This is a genomic window from Pseudoalteromonas porphyrae, assembly GCF_001298125.1.
Classification (GTDB): Bacteria; Pseudomonadota; Gammaproteobacteria; order Enterobacterales; family Alteromonadaceae; genus Pseudoalteromonas; species Pseudoalteromonas neustonica.
Map to the genome: position 1 here is coordinate 44,973 of NZ_LHPH01000020.1, position 19,924 is coordinate 64,896.

The 19,924-nt window shown below is 39.6% G+C and carries 18 protein-coding genes; 5 read left to right on the plus strand and 13 right to left on the minus strand.

Annotated elements, in window-relative coordinates; genetic code table 11:
- Positions 1-33: 33 nt before the first annotated feature.
- From ADS77_RS15620 to ADS77_RS15645, 6 genes are all read right to left on the minus strand, one after another.
- Positions 34-648: a fumarylacetoacetate hydrolase family protein gene (locus ADS77_RS15620; RefSeq protein ID WP_054206175.1), complete on the minus strand. Its 615-nt coding sequence runs from the start codon at positions 646-648 to the stop codon at positions 34-36.
- Positions 649-666: 18 nt separating this feature from the next.
- Positions 667-2,628, minus strand: coding sequence for a response regulator (locus ADS77_RS15625; RefSeq protein WP_054206176.1), 1,962 nt, complete (start codon positions 2,626-2,628; stop codon positions 667-669).
- A gap of 128 nt (positions 2,629-2,756) precedes the next feature.
- Positions 2,757-3,218, minus strand: coding sequence for a response regulator (locus ADS77_RS15630; protein ID WP_054206177.1), 462 nt, complete (start codon positions 3,216-3,218; stop codon positions 2,757-2,759).
- Entirely contained in the window at positions 3,219-4,697 is a 1,479-nt protein-coding gene (locus tag ADS77_RS15635; protein WP_082355702.1) for a sensor histidine kinase, read from the minus strand.
- A 22-nt stretch (positions 4,698-4,719) separates the two neighbouring features.
- Positions 4,720-4,920 carry a hypothetical protein gene (locus ADS77_RS15640; RefSeq protein ID WP_054206179.1) on the minus strand — a complete coding sequence of 67 codons (201 nt, stop codon included), beginning with the start codon at positions 4,918-4,920 and terminating at the stop codon, positions 4,720-4,722.
- Between the two features lie 23 nt (positions 4,921-4,943).
- Positions 4,944-6,284 carry a sigma-54-dependent transcriptional regulator gene (locus tag ADS77_RS15645; RefSeq protein ID WP_054206180.1) on the minus strand — a complete coding sequence of 447 codons (1,341 nt, stop codon included), beginning with the start codon at positions 6,282-6,284 and terminating at the stop codon, positions 4,944-4,946.
- A 167-nt stretch (positions 6,285-6,451) separates the two neighbouring features.
- Here ADS77_RS15645 and ADS77_RS15650 point away from each other — a divergent pair, with 167 nt between their 5' ends.
- Entirely contained in the window at positions 6,452-6,964 is a 513-nt protein-coding gene (locus ADS77_RS15650) for an NUDIX hydrolase (RefSeq protein WP_054206181.1), read from the plus strand.
- 24 nt (positions 6,965-6,988) lie between these two features.
- Here ADS77_RS15650 and ADS77_RS15655 read toward each other — a convergent pair whose 3' ends face one another.
- The 3 genes from ADS77_RS15655 to ADS77_RS15665 are packed head-to-tail and all read right to left on the minus strand — an operon-like array spanning position 6,989 to position 9,152.
- Positions 6,989-7,495, minus strand: coding sequence for a YgjV family protein (locus ADS77_RS15655; protein ID WP_054206182.1), 507 nt, complete (start codon positions 7,493-7,495; stop codon positions 6,989-6,991).
- A gap of 49 nt (positions 7,496-7,544) precedes the next feature.
- Positions 7,545-8,111 (minus strand): Crp/Fnr family transcriptional regulator, encoded by a 567-nt coding sequence (locus ADS77_RS15660; protein ID WP_054455255.1) that lies wholly within the window; start codon positions 8,109-8,111, stop codon positions 7,545-7,547.
- Positions 8,112-9,152, minus strand: coding sequence for an NAD(P)H-dependent flavin oxidoreductase (locus ADS77_RS15665; protein ID WP_054455258.1), 1,041 nt, complete (start codon positions 9,150-9,152; stop codon positions 8,112-8,114).
- A gap of 192 nt (positions 9,153-9,344) precedes the next feature.
- Here ADS77_RS15665 and ADS77_RS15670 point away from each other — a divergent pair, with 192 nt between their 5' ends.
- Positions 9,345-10,718, plus strand: a complete 1,374-nt coding sequence (locus ADS77_RS15670; RefSeq protein ID WP_054455260.1) for an NAD-dependent succinate-semialdehyde dehydrogenase — start codon at positions 9,345-9,347, stop codon at positions 10,716-10,718.
- 150 nt (positions 10,719-10,868) lie between these two features.
- On the opposite strand, the gene ADS77_RS15675 is transcribed toward ADS77_RS15670, so the two are convergent.
- The 3 genes from ADS77_RS15675 to ADS77_RS15685 form a co-directional block, all read right to left on the minus strand.
- On the minus strand, positions 10,869-11,942 hold the full coding sequence (locus ADS77_RS15675; RefSeq protein WP_054455262.1) for an endonuclease/exonuclease/phosphatase family protein: 1,074 nt from the start codon (positions 11,940-11,942) through the stop codon (positions 10,869-10,871).
- 420 nt (positions 11,943-12,362) lie between these two features.
- Entirely contained in the window at positions 12,363-12,746 is a 384-nt protein-coding gene (locus tag ADS77_RS15680; protein WP_054455263.1) for a hypothetical protein, read from the minus strand.
- A 43-nt stretch (positions 12,747-12,789) separates the two neighbouring features.
- A complete protein-coding gene (locus ADS77_RS15685) occupies positions 12,790-13,314 on the minus strand; it encodes a DUF2867 domain-containing protein (RefSeq protein ID WP_054206188.1) in 525 nt (174 codons plus the stop codon).
- A gap of 383 nt (positions 13,315-13,697) precedes the next feature.
- Here ADS77_RS15685 and ADS77_RS15690 point away from each other — a divergent pair, with 383 nt between their 5' ends.
- From ADS77_RS15690 to ADS77_RS15700, 3 genes are all read left to right on the plus strand, one after another.
- Positions 13,698-15,293, plus strand: a complete 1,596-nt coding sequence (locus ADS77_RS15690; protein WP_054455265.1) for an ATP-binding cassette domain-containing protein — start codon at positions 13,698-13,700, stop codon at positions 15,291-15,293.
- Between the two features lie 111 nt (positions 15,294-15,404).
- The gene (gene rhlP, locus ADS77_RS15695; protein ID WP_054455267.1) at positions 15,405-16,241 is read left to right on the plus strand and encodes a rhombotarget lipoprotein; all 837 of its coding nucleotides are present in this window, start codon (positions 15,405-15,407) and stop codon (positions 16,239-16,241) included.
- 65 nt (positions 16,242-16,306) lie between these two features.
- On the plus strand, positions 16,307-18,361 hold the full coding sequence (locus ADS77_RS15700; RefSeq protein ID WP_054455270.1) for a TonB-dependent receptor: 2,055 nt from the start codon (positions 16,307-16,309) through the stop codon (positions 18,359-18,361).
- Between the two features lie 123 nt (positions 18,362-18,484).
- Here ADS77_RS15700 and ADS77_RS15705 read toward each other — a convergent pair whose 3' ends face one another.
- Positions 18,485-19,624 carry a Na/Pi symporter gene (locus tag ADS77_RS15705; RefSeq protein WP_054455272.1) on the minus strand — a complete coding sequence of 380 codons (1,140 nt, stop codon included), beginning with the start codon at positions 19,622-19,624 and terminating at the stop codon, positions 18,485-18,487.
- Between the last annotated feature and the right edge of the window lie 300 nt (positions 19,625-19,924).

Consider the following 19,924-nt stretch of genomic DNA (forward strand, 5'->3'; position numbering starts at 1 on the left):
TAAAACCATCTCAGTCCTATACTCAAGGTAAATTTAAACGGCTAACCAGCGCTGCTCTAATAATAACTGCTGCGATAAATACAGTTGAGCTACAAACTCAGATCCCGCATTTACCACTGCGACACCTGCAGGCGTACCAGTCATTATAATATCGCCATCTTGCAAAGTCATAAACTCACTAATTTGCGCAAAAATAGCATCTGGTTTTGTGATCATCAGCTCACAATCACCTTGTTGTTGTACCTGACCATTGATGTTCAAGCTAAAACTAAATGCGGCTTTACTGTCATCTATTAGCACAAACTCACTAAATACAGCAGAACCATCAAATGCTTTAGCTCTCTCCCATGGCAGCCCTTTACTCTTTAAATGTGTTTGCACATCGCGCTTTGTTAAATCAAGTCCAATTCCAACTGCCGCAAGGCGATTATTTTGTACTAAAAAACACAGTTCGGTCTCAAAATGCAATTCATCATCGTTATGGTGGCTTTTTAAATTAGTACTAATTGCGCTATTTGGTTTTATAAAAAGTAACAGTTCAGTGGGCGTTTCATTGCCAAGCTCTGCGATATGAGCTGCAAAGTTACGTCCTACACAAACAACTTTATTCGGACTAATTGACTCAGTAGCACACAATATTGTATTCATTAAAGATATTCCTTTATGTCAAACATTAATCAGGTCTGTTAACAACGATAAATTAATCGGCTTTAACAGTACTTGTTCTATTTCCAACTGCTTAATTTTCACAGGATCTGGCTCCATACCACTGACAATTACCCGCTGTATTTTTGGATAATGTTGTTTTATATAGCTGGCCAGCTCCAAACCGCTGCCATCTGGTAAATGCATATCAAGCAGTACTTTATCAAACTGGCTATCACTTTTTAAAACCGCAAGACAATGAGCATAGCTTGATGCGATCAGCGTTTCGACTCCTAAGCTTTCCAGTAATAGTTGAGTTATTTGCGCAGCATCAGCATCATCTTCAACTAATAAAAAGCGTGCACTACTTTCACTTACTTTATGCTTTATCGCTGTTTCTTCGGGTTGATTATTATTTATAAGCTTATCTTGCAAACACTGATACAATAAAGTTGAATCTACTGGCTTACCGATCACATCATTAAAGCCTAATGCGGATAACTCACTGTGTATTCCTTTCATTGTAGCGGCAGTCAGAGCAATAATAGCTCCCTTAAAACCCATTTTCCTGAGCTCTATTGTTGCCTCTTTTCCACCCATAACTGGCATATGAATATCTAAAAATATAATGTCGAAAGGGGTGCCATTTTGTTGCGCCTTACTAACCTTATCAAGCGCTTGTTTTCCATGTTCCGCATAGTCTACTTTAGCCCCTGCGGAGGAGATCATATGGCCAACTAAAACCCGTAAATCTCTTAAATCATCAACCACTAATACTCGACCAGTAACCTGACATGGCGCGGTTTTATGCTGCATATTTGGCGTTAAATCAAGTTTAAGAAGCTCACGTTCAACTCCCTCAATATTGCCAGGATAGAGAGAAATAGTGAATTTAGAGCCATTACCAATAGCGGACTCCAAAGATATGCTTCCTTGCATTCTACTTAATAACTCAGAGCATATCGCCAAGCCCAAGCCTGCACCACCAACAGATCTAGACTCTACATCCGCAATTTGTTCAAATGGTTTAAATATTAAGGCTTGTTTTTCAGATGCTATACCAACTCCTGAATCTTTTATACTAAAAAATAGCATTTCCCGATTATTAACCACCTCGGTCCAGGCTCTAACAACAATTTCACCCTCATCAGTGAATTTAATAGCATTATTGACAATATTAATCAGAATTTGTCTAAACCGTGTCGCATCAATATTAATAATCAACGGCAGAGGTTGCAGTGACTCAAATCGAAGAGACAACCCTTTATCCAACGCCGATACGCGCATCAAGGTAAATACATCAGCCATTAAGCTATCTAAGTTTACATTACTGCAGCTGAGTTCAAGTTTATCTGCAGCTATTTTTGATAAATCAAGCACATCATTTAACAAACTAAGTAAGTGCTTACCGTTACGATAAATCACCCCCAATTCGTTATTCGCATGCTCACTAAAGTCACTTTGCATAAGTAACTCAGTGTACCCCAAAATAGACGATAATGGCGTACGTAATTCATGGCTTAAGTGCGCTAAAAAGCGATCTTTCGAGCGGTTTTCTGCCTCTGCTTTTAATCGTTCTAAACGTTCATCTTCAACATCACGTCGAGCTAACGCGTAACGAATTGAACGTGCAAACCGGCTACTACTCATCTCATTTTTTACAAGGTAGTCAACGGCTCCGGCATCAAGTGCAGCTGAATCTAGCGCATCATCTGATTGCCCCGTTAACATGATTATTGGGCCAGCAAACCCATTTTCTACCGCTTGTTTTAATACTGTTAACCCATCTGATGCACCTAACCGGTAGTCAAGGAGGCAAATATCATGTTCGTTTTTGCTTAGTACTTCAACAGCACTCAGAGGATCACTGATCCACTCTATGTCAAACGTATGCGCACTTAACTGCTCTAGATAATCACAAGTGAGTATATAATCATCTTCATCATCTTCAACAAGCAGCAATTTGGTTGCTTTAGTTAACATAATATCTCCCTATGCTAAAAAGCCCACTTAAACATATCTAAGTAGGCTCAAACCTAAACACCTCAAAACAACATTTACGACTCTTAATCAAAGCGGTTATTTTTTAAGGCGTTTGGGTGTGTCTATTATTAATCGTTAAAAGTACTCGGCAGCTCAACAAACTCTACCCAATATTTTCCTAACGTTTTCATTAATTCAACCAACCCCTCAAATGTGACAGGCTTAGTAATGTATGAAGCAGCACCTAGATCATAACCTTTTACCATATCCTCTTCTTGCTTAGATGTGGTCAAAATAACAACTGGGATCCCTTTTAAATTAGGGTTAGCCTTAATTGCTTGTAAAGCTTCTCTACCATCCATACGAGGCATATTCAGGTCTAATAAAATTAAGCCCGGTCGTGGTGACGACTCTTTGCTTTCAAACTTTCCTCTGCGCTCAAGGTACTCTAAAAGCTCAACGCCATCTTCAACAAAGTATAGCTCGTTAAGTACGCGGCTTTCGGCTAATGCATCCTGTGCTAGTAAACGATCATCTTCATCGTCATCAGCCATTAATATCGTAATTGGTTTTACTTTAGTGAATGGCATTTACGCCTCTCCTTGCAGTGTGAAAAGCTCACTTTCCACAGGTAATTTTATGACGAAGGTTGCACCCTCGCCGCTTTCGCTTTTTGCAGTTATTGTGCCACCATGGCGCTCAACTATACGTCGACACACAGATAAACCAATACCAGTGCCTTTGTATTGCGATCGCCCGTGAAGACGCTGAAACGGCACAAAAATCTTATCTGTATATTCGGGATCAAAGCCAATGCCGTTATCTGAAACCCTAATAATTTGCCACGATAACTCAGTATTATGGTCATCGCTAAATTCACTATAATGCTCATGTTCAATAGTGATTACAGGCGCTTCATTTGGCCGCCTAAATTTAACTGCATTAGATATTAAATTTAAAAACAACTGCTGCATTTGACTTGGATCAGCCTTAATAATGGGCATTTCAGCTACGCTAACTTGTGCATCACTTTCTTTTATCGCAATTTCTAAATCACTTAATATCTCAGTCATCACAATGTTTAAGTCAGTGTCTGTAAAGTCCTTACCACGTGTTGTTACACGTGAAAACTCTAGCAAATCGTTGATTAGATTTGACATACGCTGCGCCGCATTTTTCATTCTGCCAATGTAATCAATGCCTTTTTCACCTAACTCGTCTTTATACATTGTTTCCAAGCGGTCGCTGAATGCCTGAATTTTTCGCAGGGGTTCTTGCAAATCATGACTTGCCACAAATGCAAAGTCTTCAAGCTCTCGATTACTGCGACTCAACTCATCTGAGTACAACGTAAGCTCTTGCGTGCGCTCGTTAACTTTGTTTGCGAGCGTTTCATTTTGATGTTCAAGTTTTAAGCGATACCTAGCTTCATTTCGCAAATTTAACCGCGTCAAAATAAACATGCCGATAATTAACAAAGCACTCGTAATCGCTGTAATCGCAAACGTTATTTTTGCTTCATTTTTAATTTGCCTTAACTTTGCAAATAAATGCGCTTTAAAAATAATTTCACGATCTTGAATTTTTGTTACAAGCGCTCTAATTTCTTTATAAAGTTCTCGGCCCCTATCAGTATTAAGTATACCTAATGCACGGCGCTCCTTATCATCTTGAGCCAAGTTAACAGTAAGCTTTAGCTCCTTAATTTTAGCGTCAACCAATAAAAATAATTCAGCTATATGCTGAGCTTGCTCATCAATTTCTGATCGCAATGACTTCAAATGCTCAGTTTGTGACTCTAACTGAGTGATCGCATCAAAATAAGGAAGCAAGTAATCTTCTTTCTCTGTCAGTAAGTAACCCCTCTGACCGGATTCAGCTTGCACAACGGATAAATGAAGCTGTTCTATTGCAGCTGTCAATGAGTTTGTGTTATCTAAACTGCCTTGTGTTTTAGTTAAACTTTGAATTGTGTTCAATGCTAAAAAAGCATTACCTACAATAATACAAAGCACAACAGCGATAAAACTTGCCCATACTATGTTTGTTTTTCCTTGCTGTTTCTTCACGCGTATTTATTTCCTATATGCTTTATTGCGTATCACTAATTTTTTGCAAGCTATCACTGCATTGCTGACAATTACTGATGATTTTATCTAGTGCAGCAATTGCCTTATCTTTAGGCATGTCATTTTCTAGCACAAGCTTTATCAGTTCTGCATTCATTGATATACGATTAAGTGGTGCACGCGCATCATGAACTAATTTATTTAAAGGTTCTTTATCACTCATATTGCCCTCTATGATTACCTTGTTTACTTGTATTCACCTATGCCGCCGTAAGCATTTAGCCGGTTATAAAGTGTTTTAGTACTGATCCCTAGCATTTGAGCCGCCAAAGTCTTATTGCCTTGTACTTTATCTAAAGTCGCGTGGATCAGTTCTTTCTCAACTTCCTCAATAGTTTGACCGGCACTAACCTGATTAGCTTGGGTTTGCTTATTTGCACGTGAAAAAGGCGATTCTAAATTACCTGGTAACGTAATTACTTTCCCTTTTGGATCGCTCATTATAAAGGCACGATGGATTGCATGGCGTAATTCTCGTACATTACCCGGCCAATCATAGCTTTCAAGCTCTTTTAACTGGCTTGCTTGCCAGTTGAAATCAGTACCATTTTCATCATTTAACTGTTCTAAAAAAGCTTTAGCAAGTAGCTCTATATCTTCCTTGCGCTCGCGCAATGCAGGAATATCGATAGGGAACACAGCCAACCTGAAGTAAATATCCTCACGAATAACATTGTTTTGCGCCAAATCAGTTAACGAACGGTTGGTAGCTGATATAACACGACAATCAACAGGTAGCTCACGGTTTCCACCTACTCGTGTAACCTTTCTACTTTCTAGAACACGCAGTAAATTTGGCTGCATATCAATAGGCATTTCAGTTACTTCATCTAAAAATAAGGTTCCTGTTGCTGCTTGCTCAAACACCCCCTCTTTACGGGCGATAGCCCCTGTAAATGCCCCTTTTTCATGGCCAAACAGTTCGCTGCCTATTAGTTCTTTTGATAAAGCACCACAGTTGGTTGCCACAAGCGGCCCCTCACATTGGCTGGCATTATGGATAGCCTGAGCGACTACCTCTTTACCTGCACCACTTTCTCCCATTAACATCACATTTGCGCTTGTATTCGCAACGCGTTCAATCATGGTATACAAACTCTTCATCACTTCAGATTCGCCGATTAGCGTACCAAAGTGCTTTTCAATGCTCGGCTTTGCTTTTTTCTTATTTGCTTTCTTTTTAGGGTTAAGTACTCGCTCAATATCTTCGCGCTGCAAAGGCTTAACCAAATGCCCTACGTTAGGCTCACACATCTCAGCTAATTTACCTTTAACTGAAGGATGACCAGAAATTAACGTGATCTTTGGAGTTTGCCCAATACTTTTTAAGTGCTCAACCAAATGCAAACCGCTGCCATCTGGCAGCATAAAATCTAAAAAAACATGGTCAAAGGTATTATTAACAAACCATTGTTCTGCTTCTGCCAAATTGGCTGCGGTATCAATGTTATGACCTAAAAATTCAACTATATGGCATACAACATCACTAAACTCGGCGTCATCATCGACTAAAAGTATGTTTAACATTTTAAATCCCTATGATTTTTTTCCTATTCTACGCACCCTAATAAATAAATAAAAGGCTCTGACTTTCTCTTATGACATAGAACACGCACTTAACTACATATGTACGCTTAACTGATACAATTGGTTTACTTAATAAGGTATTTTTTTAAATTTAAACAAGGAACTCTATGCGCTTATTAAAAACAGCAATCCACCCAAGTATAAGTAATGCAACTTCAACGCAGTTTACTCGCTTAACGGGTCGCGCAATTGTCCTACGTGATAATACTATTTTGCTTATGTTTACTAAACGCTATGAAGATTACAGCCTACCCGGCGGCGGCATTGACGAAGGTGAAACTATTGAGCAAGGGCTTATCCGCGAGCTACAAGAAGAAACCGGCGCCCAAAATATTAAAGTACTTGGTGAGTTTGGTTTATACGAAGAATTTAGGCCTTGGTACAAAGATGACTTTGACGTTATAAACATTAAATCTTACTGTTATTTTTGCAGTATTGATGCGCAGTTAGGACAATCGCAGCTTGAGCATTACGAGCAGCAAAATGGCATGGTTGCTAAGTGGGTTGATATTCATGAGGCCATAGCCCACAACGAGCGCACACTGGCCAACAGCGATAAACAAGGGCTATCAATTATCCGCGAAACTTACTTACTAAAAGAAATTGTAAAAAAACTTTAATGCTCTGAATAAAAATTAAACCTGCTAACTTGCAGGTTTAATATCCTTAGGCAGCACATAAAAACGAAACAACCCAATCAGGTTACTCATTAAAAATAAACACTCCATTAATACCGCAACAGGTGAACCCACCAATATGTTGTGACTTATCCAAAAAGCAGTACCGAGCACCATAAATAGTCGCAACAATACATCCCGCTGTCGAAATGAAGCAAATGTTTGTATCAAGGTTGCGATTAACGCCAAACCGCTCAGCCAATCTTGCCAACTTAGAGCCACGGCAACACAGCTTAATAACATAAACCCTAACATCGCCCATTGGCTACGGTTAAAAATACAGTAAAAGTATCGTGTAGCGGCAATCAGCATCAATAAAGCGGCACTCATTTTATTCAATAAGAAAAAATGAGTGGCAGTTAAAAGCACCGAACTAAACAAGCACAGTAATATAAGTTTTCGGGACTTAAATTGAAACGATGCTAAATCTAAAAGTGTGGCAACTGCAACCAAACATTGTGAAAGTATGAACATAGCGACTCCTGTAAAAACAGCAGTCTAACTAGCTTTATGTCGTTTCCCCTTAACTTAAGTTAAGGCGCTTACGAATTCTTGATAATGATATAGCCGATATCCCAATATACAGTGCGACTTCAGTTAAATTCAGTTGAGCAAGCCAATGAGGTTTTTCGTTCAGTAAATAACAATACCGCTGCTCAGGTGTATTGAGCAGTAAAAATGCTTCTTTTGCTTCTTTAAAAATAAGCTGTTGAGTAATTAATTGCTGCTTTAAACATTGCCATGCAGGCTGAGTAAAAAGGCTAAGTGGCACAACAATTACTTTTGCAGATTTAATAACTTTCAATTGATAAAAAGCATCAGTATCCGTTAGCCAATTAGTAAATAGCAATGCAAACTCGTCTTTAAAATAAAACTCTTTACACTTCTGGCCGCCATCAGCAGTTGCATGTAATGCCCCAAGCACACCATCAAGTAACAAATACCCATAATATTGTTTTTGCCCTTGCTGCACTAACACGTCATCACGCTCAAATTGCTTTGTCGGATAACGCCCCGCTAATTTATCAGCCAAAGCATGCGCTAATTCACGGTTACTATCGCCCAGTGGTAATATGTGTGATTGTGGCATCTATACAGACCACTTACTCATTAATACCAACGACACTTCAGCTGCGCTCACATTCACTCGAGGAATATACTTTTGCCCACACCAAAGCGGTGAAAAACCACTTTCCTTACGCTCCTCGGCTTTAGATCTAAGCGCCGTGATTGCAATACTTGCATAAGGAAATGGCGGAACATGCTCAGGTATTGAGCCGAGTTCATTCATTACACGATTACAAATGCCTCTGGCTACACGCCCTGAAAACAACGTTGTTAATGATGTAGATCCATCGCCTTGCTTTAATATTGCATCACGATGAAGTGCAGATGTTGTTACCTCATTACACAGTAAATAAGCACTACCAACCTGCACACCACTGGCGCCTAGTAGCTTCATATTCAGTACGTCATCCGCATCAGCAATACCGCCAGCAGCAATAATAGGAACATTCACGTTAGCTACACATTCTTTAACAAGCTCTGTGGTTGTTTTATGTAAATTCAAATCCATTGATAAAAAATGCCCACGATGCCCTCCGGCTTCTAAACCTTGCGCAATAATTGCATCCGCACCATTGTTATTAAGCCAAATAGCCTCGTCGAGAGTCGTCGCGGTTGAGATTACTTTGCCCCCCCAACTCTTGATTTGTTGCACTATATTATTTGCAGGTAAACCAAAATGAAAACTCACTACAGGCGGCTTAAATGGGGCTATAACATCGACTATTTTTTGAGTTATGGGCTGTCGGGATGCCTCACTACTTAGTGCTCTTTCATCAACACCATACTCTGCAAAATAGGGAGCTAAAAGACAATGCCACTGCTGTGTTTGGATTGGCGTATAATCTGATTGCGCATGACAGAAAAAGTTAAGGTTATAAGGTTTATTAGTAATTTGTGTAAGTTGAGTTAATTGAGCTATAAGTTGCTGCTCACTTAACATCGCACATGGTAATGAGCCAAGCCCACCGGCTTCACACACGCTTGCTGCAAGCTTTGCATCTTGCACGCCGGCCATAGGCGCTTGAATAAGCGCAAGGGGAATATTAAAAAGTGACCTTATCATTAGACTCTCCTTGTAACATTTTCTGTTACGTGCATTTTTTACAGAATACAGCTACTTAATAATTTATATAAATAAAACCAAATAAAACACAAACCCCATTATTAACAAGTGGTTAAAAAGCTTATTTAGCTAAAAAATAAAGTGGCGTTAGCTTTGCAATATCTTCTGCACATGATTTGTAAGGAGATAAGTATGACTAACACAGTAACCACTATCAATCCGGCAACTGAAGAAACCATTGCTCAGTATACATTACTAACATTGGAGCAAGCACAGCAAGCCGTGGATAAAACCCACGATACCTTTTTAAAATGGCGCCAAACATCATTTTCTGAACGCGCTGATTTACTCAATAATCTTGCCAGTATATTTGAAAAAAATAAACAACAATTGGCCGAGTTAATGACTTTAGAAATGGGTAAACTCTATTCACAAGGCTTACAAGAAGTCGAGCTATGCGCTGCAATTTGTCGTTATACCGCTGAAAATGGCGCGTCGCAGTTAGCGGATGAAACACGTCAAATGCAAAATGGTAAAGCAATTATTACTTACCAACCGACCGGGGTTTTATTGGGCATTCAACCGTGGAACTTCCCACTATATCAAGTGATCCGCTACGCTGTAACTAACATAATGGCAGGTAATACTACCGTACTTAAACATGCCGGTAATGTATTTGGCATGGCTGAAAAAATCGAATCTCTCTTTATTGAAGCGGGCTTTGAAAAATACTGCTTCACTAATTTATTAATTGACGGTAAAACTGCCAGCGAGTTGATTAGCCACCCAGCGATTCGTGGCGTGACCTTTACTGGCAGTGACGGTACAGGTAAAAAAGTAGCTGAACGTGCAGGTAAATACGTTAAAAAAACGGTATTAGAACTGGGAAGTAACGATGCCTACTTAGTCCTTGATGATGCAGACTTAGCGCTTGCTGTAAAAACCTGCTTACAAGGGCGAATGGTAAATAATGGCCAAACATGTGTGGCGGCTAAGCGCTTCGTCGTTGTTGATGCCCTTTATGATGACTTTAAAAATGCCCTCAGCGAGCAACTTAAAAGCATGAAAATGGGCGACCCGATGGATAAGGAGACTAACCTTGGGCCAATGGCGCGCGAGGATTTACGCGATCAAATTCATCAGCAAGTGCAAGAATCAGTTGCAAAAGGGGCTACTGTCGTCGCAGGTGGCAACATTCCAGAGCAAACGGGTTTTTACTATCCGCCCACGCTACTTGAAAACTTATCGCCAGGTATGCCCGCATACGATGATGAACTTTTTGGCCCTGTAGCATCGTTAATTAAAGCTAAAGATAACCAAGACGCTATGCGTATCGCTAACGACTCACGTTATGGTTTAGGTGGTGGTATCTTCTCAAAAGATGAAAACAAAGCTATTGAGCTTGCTAAAAATCATTTTGAAACCGGTATGATCAATATAAACGGCTATGGTTTAGCGCAACCAAATTTACCATTTGGCGGAGTAAAAGACAGTGGTCACGGCCGTGAACACGGCGGTTTTGGCATACGAGAATTTGTAAATATTAAAACAATTATGATTAGCTAATTGATTACATCATTGCAAAGGGCCTTTATTGGCCCTTTTTTTATGCATCCATCACCTTAATGTATATACTCAAGCCACCTCACAATGCAAAATGCAGCGTTCCACAGGTGTTTAATATCAAGGCATTACTTTGCTACAATGACACACCCTTTAAAATGTAGGCACTTGGCCTTTATCTAAATGCTCCATCATTAATGCATCAACATCCTCTTCTAACTCGGTATTCTCATCAAGATTTGAATGCTGCTCAATATCTTCATAAACCAACTCAGTTAGTAACGCAAAGTGATCAGAGCCATACTTGGCCAAACGCTTAATGCGCTTGACGGTAAACTCTGTACTATGAAAAAGATGGTCCAGCGGCCAGCGCATAAAAAAGTAACTCGCATGAAATGTATTAAAAAAGCCACGCCCTTTACGTGGATCTAATAGGCCACTTACTTGCATAAATAAACGAGTACTGCGAGACCAAGCCACATCGTTTAAATCTCCAGCGACAATCACAGGGCGCGTAGCATCTTTAAGCGCTTTGGCCACCATTATCAACTCACTATCTCGCGGGCGAGAGGAATCTTCTTCTGTTGGGCTCGGCGGTGCTGGATGAATGAAGTGACCTTGTATCTCTAAACCATCATCATTAACAAACAAAATGTGAATTGAAGGCACATCACTTTCAACAAGCTCACAAATTTGCGCCTGTTTAATTTTGTATTTACTAAATAGATGCATGCCATAGCGATTATCTTTTGGACAATCAATTGTATAAGGGTAGTCTTTTTTGAGCACACTGAGCTTTTGCTGCCACCAATCATCTGACTCAAGCGTGATCAGTAAATCGGGCTGATGCTTATCAACTAACTTTAGCAATGCATCACTATTATGGTTCGACATTAATACATTGGCTGACATAATACGAATACTATGCTGCGCGTTACTTTGGGCACTTTTAACCTCATGCGCAGCGCACCATGTGTAAGGAAATATCCACCAACCTTGAACACTAACAATAATACTGTTAGCCACCGCTACTGCTGCCCACCACAAATAATCTCCACCAGAAATAAGGAGCATCGACATGACTATAACAAGGTTAAACAACGCCAAATAAAAAACCTGCAGGCGAACAAAATCACAACTTCTCACTAAGTAATGCTGGCTATAAGACATAGGTAATACAGTAAAAATAAATAAAATAGTGGTTATTATTATCTCTGCTATTAACACGTTAGTTCCTTAATTAGGTTAAATATATACCCAAGCCACCTCAAGATGTGATCGTCGTTGGAATTAAAAGCGATTTAGGCAAGGCATTGATTGCAAGTAATAGTGGTTCTATTGTTAAAATCAATCCCTTATAAAAATAACGCAGTATAAATCGCTTTTAAACCAACCCATTGGGCGTTTCACAGTCACTTACTCTCATCGTTGTTCCTTCTTAAAAGGGATTGCCATTGTTGCAAAGCAACGCCTTGATATTAAGCCCCTGTGAAACGCTGAATTCTGCATTTTGAGCTGGCTTGGGTATAAAGCCATTTTAACTAATAATATACAGTACAGGCTGTTCATTAAATTTATTAGCCTAGCAAGATCATCTGAATTAAAGATGAAGAAATATAAGAGTTTCTCTATCTATTAACATTATTTTTATCGTTTTATTTGCTGTTTTTCATCATCGGTTAACGGCTGATACCAGCGTGGATAGGACCAGCCATATCCCCACCTAAATGATGTTGGTAAATAAGGACTCCCTCCCACTCGAACACCCGCTAACATAAGCTGTGCTATTGCAGGTTCGCCAACTTGAGCCACACAGTGTTGTAACTGCTGAACAGCTGTTAAACGCTGCTCATACGTGCCCCCCTGCCAATAAGCATAATCATGCTCTGTACAACAATTTAGCCATAGCTCTTTTTGCTCAAACGTACCATCAGGAAAAGCGCTGCACCCATCTGACGTAAAAGGCTTAATCTCTTCACTATGCGCGCTGTATGAGATTATAAAAAATAACAAAGTAAAAATATAACGCATAAATATTCCGTATCTTGAAAATATAAACCACCTGTTTACAAACCTAACTATCCGACGTGGGCTCGGCTCTTTTAATCGATGCCGGTACTATCATTTTATGCATTGGTTTTACAAACAACATATAAAGCTTACCTAAAAAATTATGCACATGAACCACTGTCGAAATTGAAATGAAATTACCTTGTATCTCATCCCTAAAAATAGAAACTTGCACGTCTAAATGTTTATCTGAATCACCTAAAACAACTTCTTCATCACTTAAATAAAGTAAGGTAAATATACCAACCCTATCACCAACTTTATAATCACTCTTTGGTTTACTTGAATCGAAACCTCCTAAAGCACCCAGGTTTTTCAGACCAAAAAGGCCAACAACTCTATTGCGAGTTGCCATTAAAAAATTAACCCAAGCAGGTGTGGTAGCTGCATGATCTAACCACACTTGCAGTGAGCTTCTATTTTTAATATGTGAGTGAAATGAATACACATCAAAAAAATAAGCGTCATGCAATACTTTTGATATTTGACTATTATCTGGCACCTGCGTTTTCACAATATCTACGGACACGACTTAACACTCCTTTACTATTAAACCTTAATCACCAAGTAATCAAAACAATTGAATATACCTCACGAATCCCTGCATCTCTAGCTGCCACTTTCAATAATCATACCCTATAGTCTCAATATAAACAGTTGATTATCTAAACTATTAATATGCTAAAACCACCTCTAAAAAATAAAAGCGTGACAACCTTATCCTTTATTGTTTAAGATAATCGCACTTTCCTAATGGAGTTTGCGCATTAATGAATAACTAACACCTGTTGAAATTCGTTTTATTTATTTGAATTTACAGGGTTAGTGGGCGCAAAATTCGTCATATTTCGACCTATCACAGTATAAAAATACTATTTTTGCGCGCCATGCCCTGCACTATCCAGAGGCATTATGCATACATTACACGTTCACAATTTGGGTTTTCAATACCCTGATGGTCACAACCAATTCAAGCAGCTTAATTTTTCAGTCACTGAAAAGCTCACTGCAATCATCGGCGCTAATGGCAGCGGTAAATCATTATTGGCAAACATACTAGCTAATAAGATCCAACCAACAGCTGGGAGTGTTGAATTTAGCGCCAATGTGTTACTCATTTCACAGCAACAGGTAAATGAGCAGCCCAAAAGCGCAGCTTCGCAAACAATTGCACAATTACTCGCTATAGATAAAAAACTGGCTGCACTTACGCGTATTGCACAAGGCAGCAGCTGTGAAGCTGACTTTAACGCTGTTAATGATGATTGGTTGTGCGAGCAACGCTACCAACAAGAACTTTTAACCCTCGGTATTGATGCACCACTAAAGCACAAGCTGACTGAATTAAGCGGCGGCCAACAAAGGCGCTTACTGCTATATTGCGCATTACAAGCTGCGCCAGATTTACTTATTTTAGATGAACCAAGTAATCACCTCGATATCCCAGCAAAGCGCTGGCTAATAGCACAATTACACGCATTTAAAGGGCTGGTAATTATAGTAAGCCATGATCGGCAACTGCTTAATGAATGTGATGCAATTATTGAGCTAAATTCACAAGGTGCTCATTATATGACGGGTAATTACCAACATTTTAGCGAGCAAAAAGCGCTGCAACAAACCGCGTTAATAAAACAGATTAATCACCTTGAAAAAGATCAAAAAAAGCACCAACAGCAAACACAGCTAAATCACGAAAAAGCCCAACAGCGCGCAGCACAAGGTAATAAAATCCGTAACAATGCTAGTCAGCCAAAAATGATGTTGGATTTTAAAAAAAATAATGCACAAGCCAGTAAAGGTAATAGCGAACGTTTAGCAACAGCAAAACACCAAGCCATAATAGATAAACGCCAAGCGTTGAAAGAGCAACTGCCCACAAGTAGCATCATGAAGCTGCAATTTAACCTACAAACAACACATAAACGGCTGCTATTTGTTGAACAGTTAGTGCTTCCTTTTAAATCTGCATCGCCGATAACATTTAGCGTATTTAACAATGATAAGCTGCATATTAAAGGCCCAAATGGCTGTGGAAAATCAACCTTATTACATCTTATAAGTAACTCAGCTAACCCCCCGTCACGTTCGTTTTCAGGCGCAGTACAATTAAATAGCAAGATACTTTATATTGATCAACACTGCGCATTTTTAACATCATCACAAAATTTAGTTAATGCATTAGAGGTATATTGTAGTAACCTCGACATGCAGCACATGCGTCATTTACTGGCAAATATTGGTTTTAAGGGCGATGATATTTACCGCCCTATAAGTCAATTAAGCGGCGGTGAAAAAATGCAACTAGCAATGTTAATAGCAGCCCACAACGCACAAGCGTATTTACTGTTACTTGATGAGCCCGACAACCATTTAGACCTTGATAATAAGCAGTTACTCGCCAACTGCTTATCCGAGTTTAAAGGCAGCTTTATGCTGGTAAGCCACGATGAGGAGTTTATTTTGCAATGTAATGTCACGGCTGAAATCGACTTAAGCCTAGACTAACAGAACTTTTTAGGTATTTTACGTTCAAACTTATCGGATCGCTTATCACACCAATGTGGGGTTAAATTACCTCGCATTAGTTCATTATAATAATGAATAATAAGGAATAATATGAAAGTTCAGCAATTAATATTGGTGATTATCATCACCTCTTTAGCAGGCTGTAGCACTTTTTTCAGCCAAAATACGAATCAAAAAACTCGCTCTAGCAGTTTAGTCGATTTTTTATACCCAGATGAGCAAAGCCGTCAGGCACATCTACCCAGTATGCCAACGCTGAATCTTCCTGCAACAGTAGGTATTGCGTTTATTCCAAACAAATATGATTCTGGTATACGCAGCAATGATGAAATAGCCTTACTTGAAAAAGTTAAAAACCAATTTATGCAGTATGACTATATTGACCGGATTGAAATTATTCCAAGTAGCTATTTAAAGGGAGGTCAAGGATTCACAACCCTTGAGCAAGTATCTCGCTTGTATGATGTCGACATTATGGCGCTTGTGTCGTACGACCAGGTGGCTCAAACGCTGGAAAATAATGCCGCTTTTTTATATCTCACCATCGTCGGTTTATACGTCATTCCGGGTAATGAAAATACGGTACAAACCTTTGTTGATACAGCCGTGTTTGATGTAAAAAGTAAAAAAATGTTATTTCGCGCCCCTGGTATTAATAAAGTTGACAAGCGAAGCACTGCCGTTGGTATTGATGATACTTTAAATACGCAATCTCAGCACAGTTTTAACTTAGCGGTTGATGATATGGCGGCTAATTTAGACGCAGAGCTTGGCCGTTTTAAAACACGCGTTAAAGAAGAAAAAATTGCCAAAGTAACCCACAAAAATGGCAGTAGTGGCGGAAGCATTTTTTGGCTACTCGCTTTGCTCAGTGGCGTATTTCTAATCAAGCAACGCAAATGGTTTATTTCAAATATTAAAGACTAAAGCTTTGTAACAACTAAAAAGTTATATACCCTTTAGCTTTAGAATTAATTAGGTAAAGGGTTTTCATGTTATATCGCTTACTGAGCATGGTAATAATTACACCACTGGCTTTTAATTCATTTGCCACACAAAGCCCAATTGAACGCATAACAACCACCGCATCGCGCACAGAAACATTAGCTGATCCGCTGCCTGTCGTAGTAAGCACTATCAGTGAGCAACAACTAGCCCTCATTGCCCCGACCCATATTGAGCAAGTATTAAAGCAAATAGCAGGTGCGAATATTCAGCACGGCAATGGCCAAGAATATTTACCCGCGTTACGCTCTGCGGTTTTAACTGGTGCTGGTGCCTGCGCCAGCTTACTTAGTGCTGAGGATGGCATTCCTTTACGCGCTGCTGGGTTTTGTAATATCAACGAGCTATTTGAAACGCACACCGAAATGGCAGAGCGTATTGAGGTTTTAAAAGGCCCAGGCTCTGCGCTATATGGCTCAAACGCTGTGCATGGTGTCATTAATGTCATCACCCCTGATACCACTTACGGCGATAGTTTACTGGGTATTGATACCGGTTCGTACGGCTATAAACGCCTAAAATTACGCAGCGGTAAAGACTTTGGCACACAAGGAATAGGCTTTAATGCCAGCATCACTCGCGATAGTGGTTATAGAGATGATGAAAGTGTAAATCAAGAAAAACTCAACCTTCGTTATCGCTTTGAGAGTAACGATCTGCTACTCACCTCTGGGCTTACTTACACTCATTTAGACCAGCAAACTGCTGGGTTTATTACTGGCTTTGAAAGCTACAAAGATCAAAACCTTGCACAAGCTAACCTCAACCCAGACGCATTTCGTAAAGCGCGTTCATTTCGTGCTTGGTCAAAAGCACAGTGGCAATCAAGTAATAATATCGTCACTATTACGCCCTATTTTCGTAATCAAAGTATGGACTTTTTAAAACATTTTTTACCCGGCACACCGCTTGAAAAAAATGCACAAACAGGCTTTGGTATTCAGTCTTTATGGCAGCATAACTACAATAACGACATTCGTATTCACCTTGGTTTTGATACTGAATACACCGCGGCTGATTTTTTACAAAACCAGAACGAGCCAACACAAGGATCTGCGTTCTTAGTCGCAACAGTCCCCCAAGGCAAGCATTATGATTACGATGTAAATAGCACGCTTTACGCGCCTTTTATTAGTGTTAATTGGCACGTTAAGGCGCTTACCATAAGCGCAGGCGCTCGCTTTGAACATATACGTTATGATTACGACAATAACATGCTAGCTGGCCGCACTCGTGATGATGGCACAGTATGCGAAAAAGGTGGCTGTCGTTACTCCCGTCCTGCGAGCAGCAAAAATAGCTTTAGCAATTTATCGCCTAAACTGGGGCTAAGTTATCAATTAAATAACAATCACTATATCTACGCGAACGTGTCACAAGGTTACCGCGCACCGCAAGCCGCAGAGTTATATCAATTACAACGAGATCAAGAAATAGCTGAACTAAAATCAGAAACCGCTGATAACTTAGAGCTTGGGCTAAAAGGCCACTATCAACAGTTGCATTATGTGCTTTCAGCATATGCGATGAACAAACAACACAGTATATTTCGTGACAGTGATTTTTTTACTGTGAATGACGGCAAGTCACACCATAGGGGAGTCGAGGTCGAACTTAATTACGCACTCAGTAAATCGATACAATTGGCTCTTGCTGCCACACATGCTAAACACAGTTACAGCTATAACCAAATTTTAAACGACATTAATATTAACGGGAATGATATAGACACCGCACCGCGTACCCTCGCTAACATGCAAATAAACTACCAGCCAACGGATACAACACAACTCGCTTTAGAATGGCATCATGTCAGCCGTTATTTTACTGATCCTGAAAATCGTCATGAATATACGGGTCATCATCTATTCAATTTGCGAAGTGCTTGGCAGCTAACACCACAACTAACTCTCGCAGCACGCATTACTAACCTTACCAACAAAGCTTACGCAGAACGAGCTGACTACACGAGCTTTAGTGGTGAGCGTTATTTTCCAGGAAAACCTCGCAGCTTTATGCTCTCAGCTAGTTATACGTGGTAATAACGCCATTGATGCTGCTTTTAATTCCAACGACGCTCGCATATTGTTTGGGTATTAAAAAGCGCTATTTTGAAAATTCAAAATAGCGCTTTTTAATTATTATATTCGCTCAAATGATATTGACTAACGTACCGCTAACATGATTAATCCTGGTACTATAAAGAAAGATCCTAATACATAACCCAGCGCCGCAGACTTATTATTTGCACCCACTTTAGCTAATTTTTCAGCAAGCGTAATTGGAATTTCTCTTAATACGGGTGTGCCGTAAATTAATGCCACTGCAAATACGTTAAACATGACATGCACCAAAGCAATTGTTAGCGCCACTTCAGCCATTGGACCTGTAATTGAGGTTGCAGCAAGTAATGCTGTTATTGTTGTACCAATGTTAGCACCTAGCGTAAATGGATAAATTTGACGTGTCGTGAATACACCGCTGCCGGCCAGTGGAATCATTAAACTGGTTGTTGTTGACGATGATTGCACCATGACTGTCATTGCCGCACCAGAGGTAATACCCGCGATAGGACCGCGACCAATAGCGCCATGTAATATGTTTTTAGCTTTACCAACAAGTGCTTTTTTCAGTAACTTACCCAATGCTGTTACTGCAAATAAAATCAAACCGATACCAGCCAGTACCATGGCTACACCAAGCATTTTAGTGTCTAAAAAACTAAACGCATCTTTAATCAAGCCCACTGCAGGCTTTACAAGTGGCTTGATAAAGTTATAGCTCTTTAATGACAAATCAGCATCGCCAACAAATAAGTGCGATAGACTCGCCGACATCTTTTGTAATAAACCAAACATGATTTCTAACGGTAAAAATATAGCAACCGCGAGTAAGTTAAAAAAATCATGTACTGTAGACGCTGCAAATGCACGCTGAAACTCTTCTTTAGAGCGAATATGACCAATCGATACGAGAGTGTTGGTAATCGTGGTACCAATATTTGCACCCATTACCATTGGAATTGCAATACTAAGCGGTAAACCACCTGCGACCAAACCCACAATAACCGACGTAACCGTTGAAGATGATTGCACTAATGCGGTTGCTAGTGCGCCAAGTAACAGCGCCACAAATGGGTTAGTTGCAAAAGCAAAAATTTCTTGTGCGCCCTGTGTACCGCCCGACGCTAGTTTAAAACCACCACTTACACTACCCACTGCAACAAGTACTAAATAAACTAAAAAGGCAATGGCAGCCCAATTAAGCGTTTTCATTAATAGCGTGTTCTGGTTTGATTCACTCATGTTTAAATCTCGGTTTTTGTCTTACCAATTATGGCATTTTGATGACGTTTTTGTTTCACGACGCATTAGAACACTCAAATATTACAGAAATATTTCAGTCAGATTAACACGCAGATTAATCACGTTTAATAAACAATGAAAATACTGGATGAAATTTTACATCATCAAAAAAGCAATCAAATTCAATGAATTAAAAAACACTAAAGATAAATAGATCATACAGAGTGTTTTACATTCGTTTACAGTCAAAATAGACGCTATAACGATTATCTCAACCTCATTACAGCAATATGATTTAGC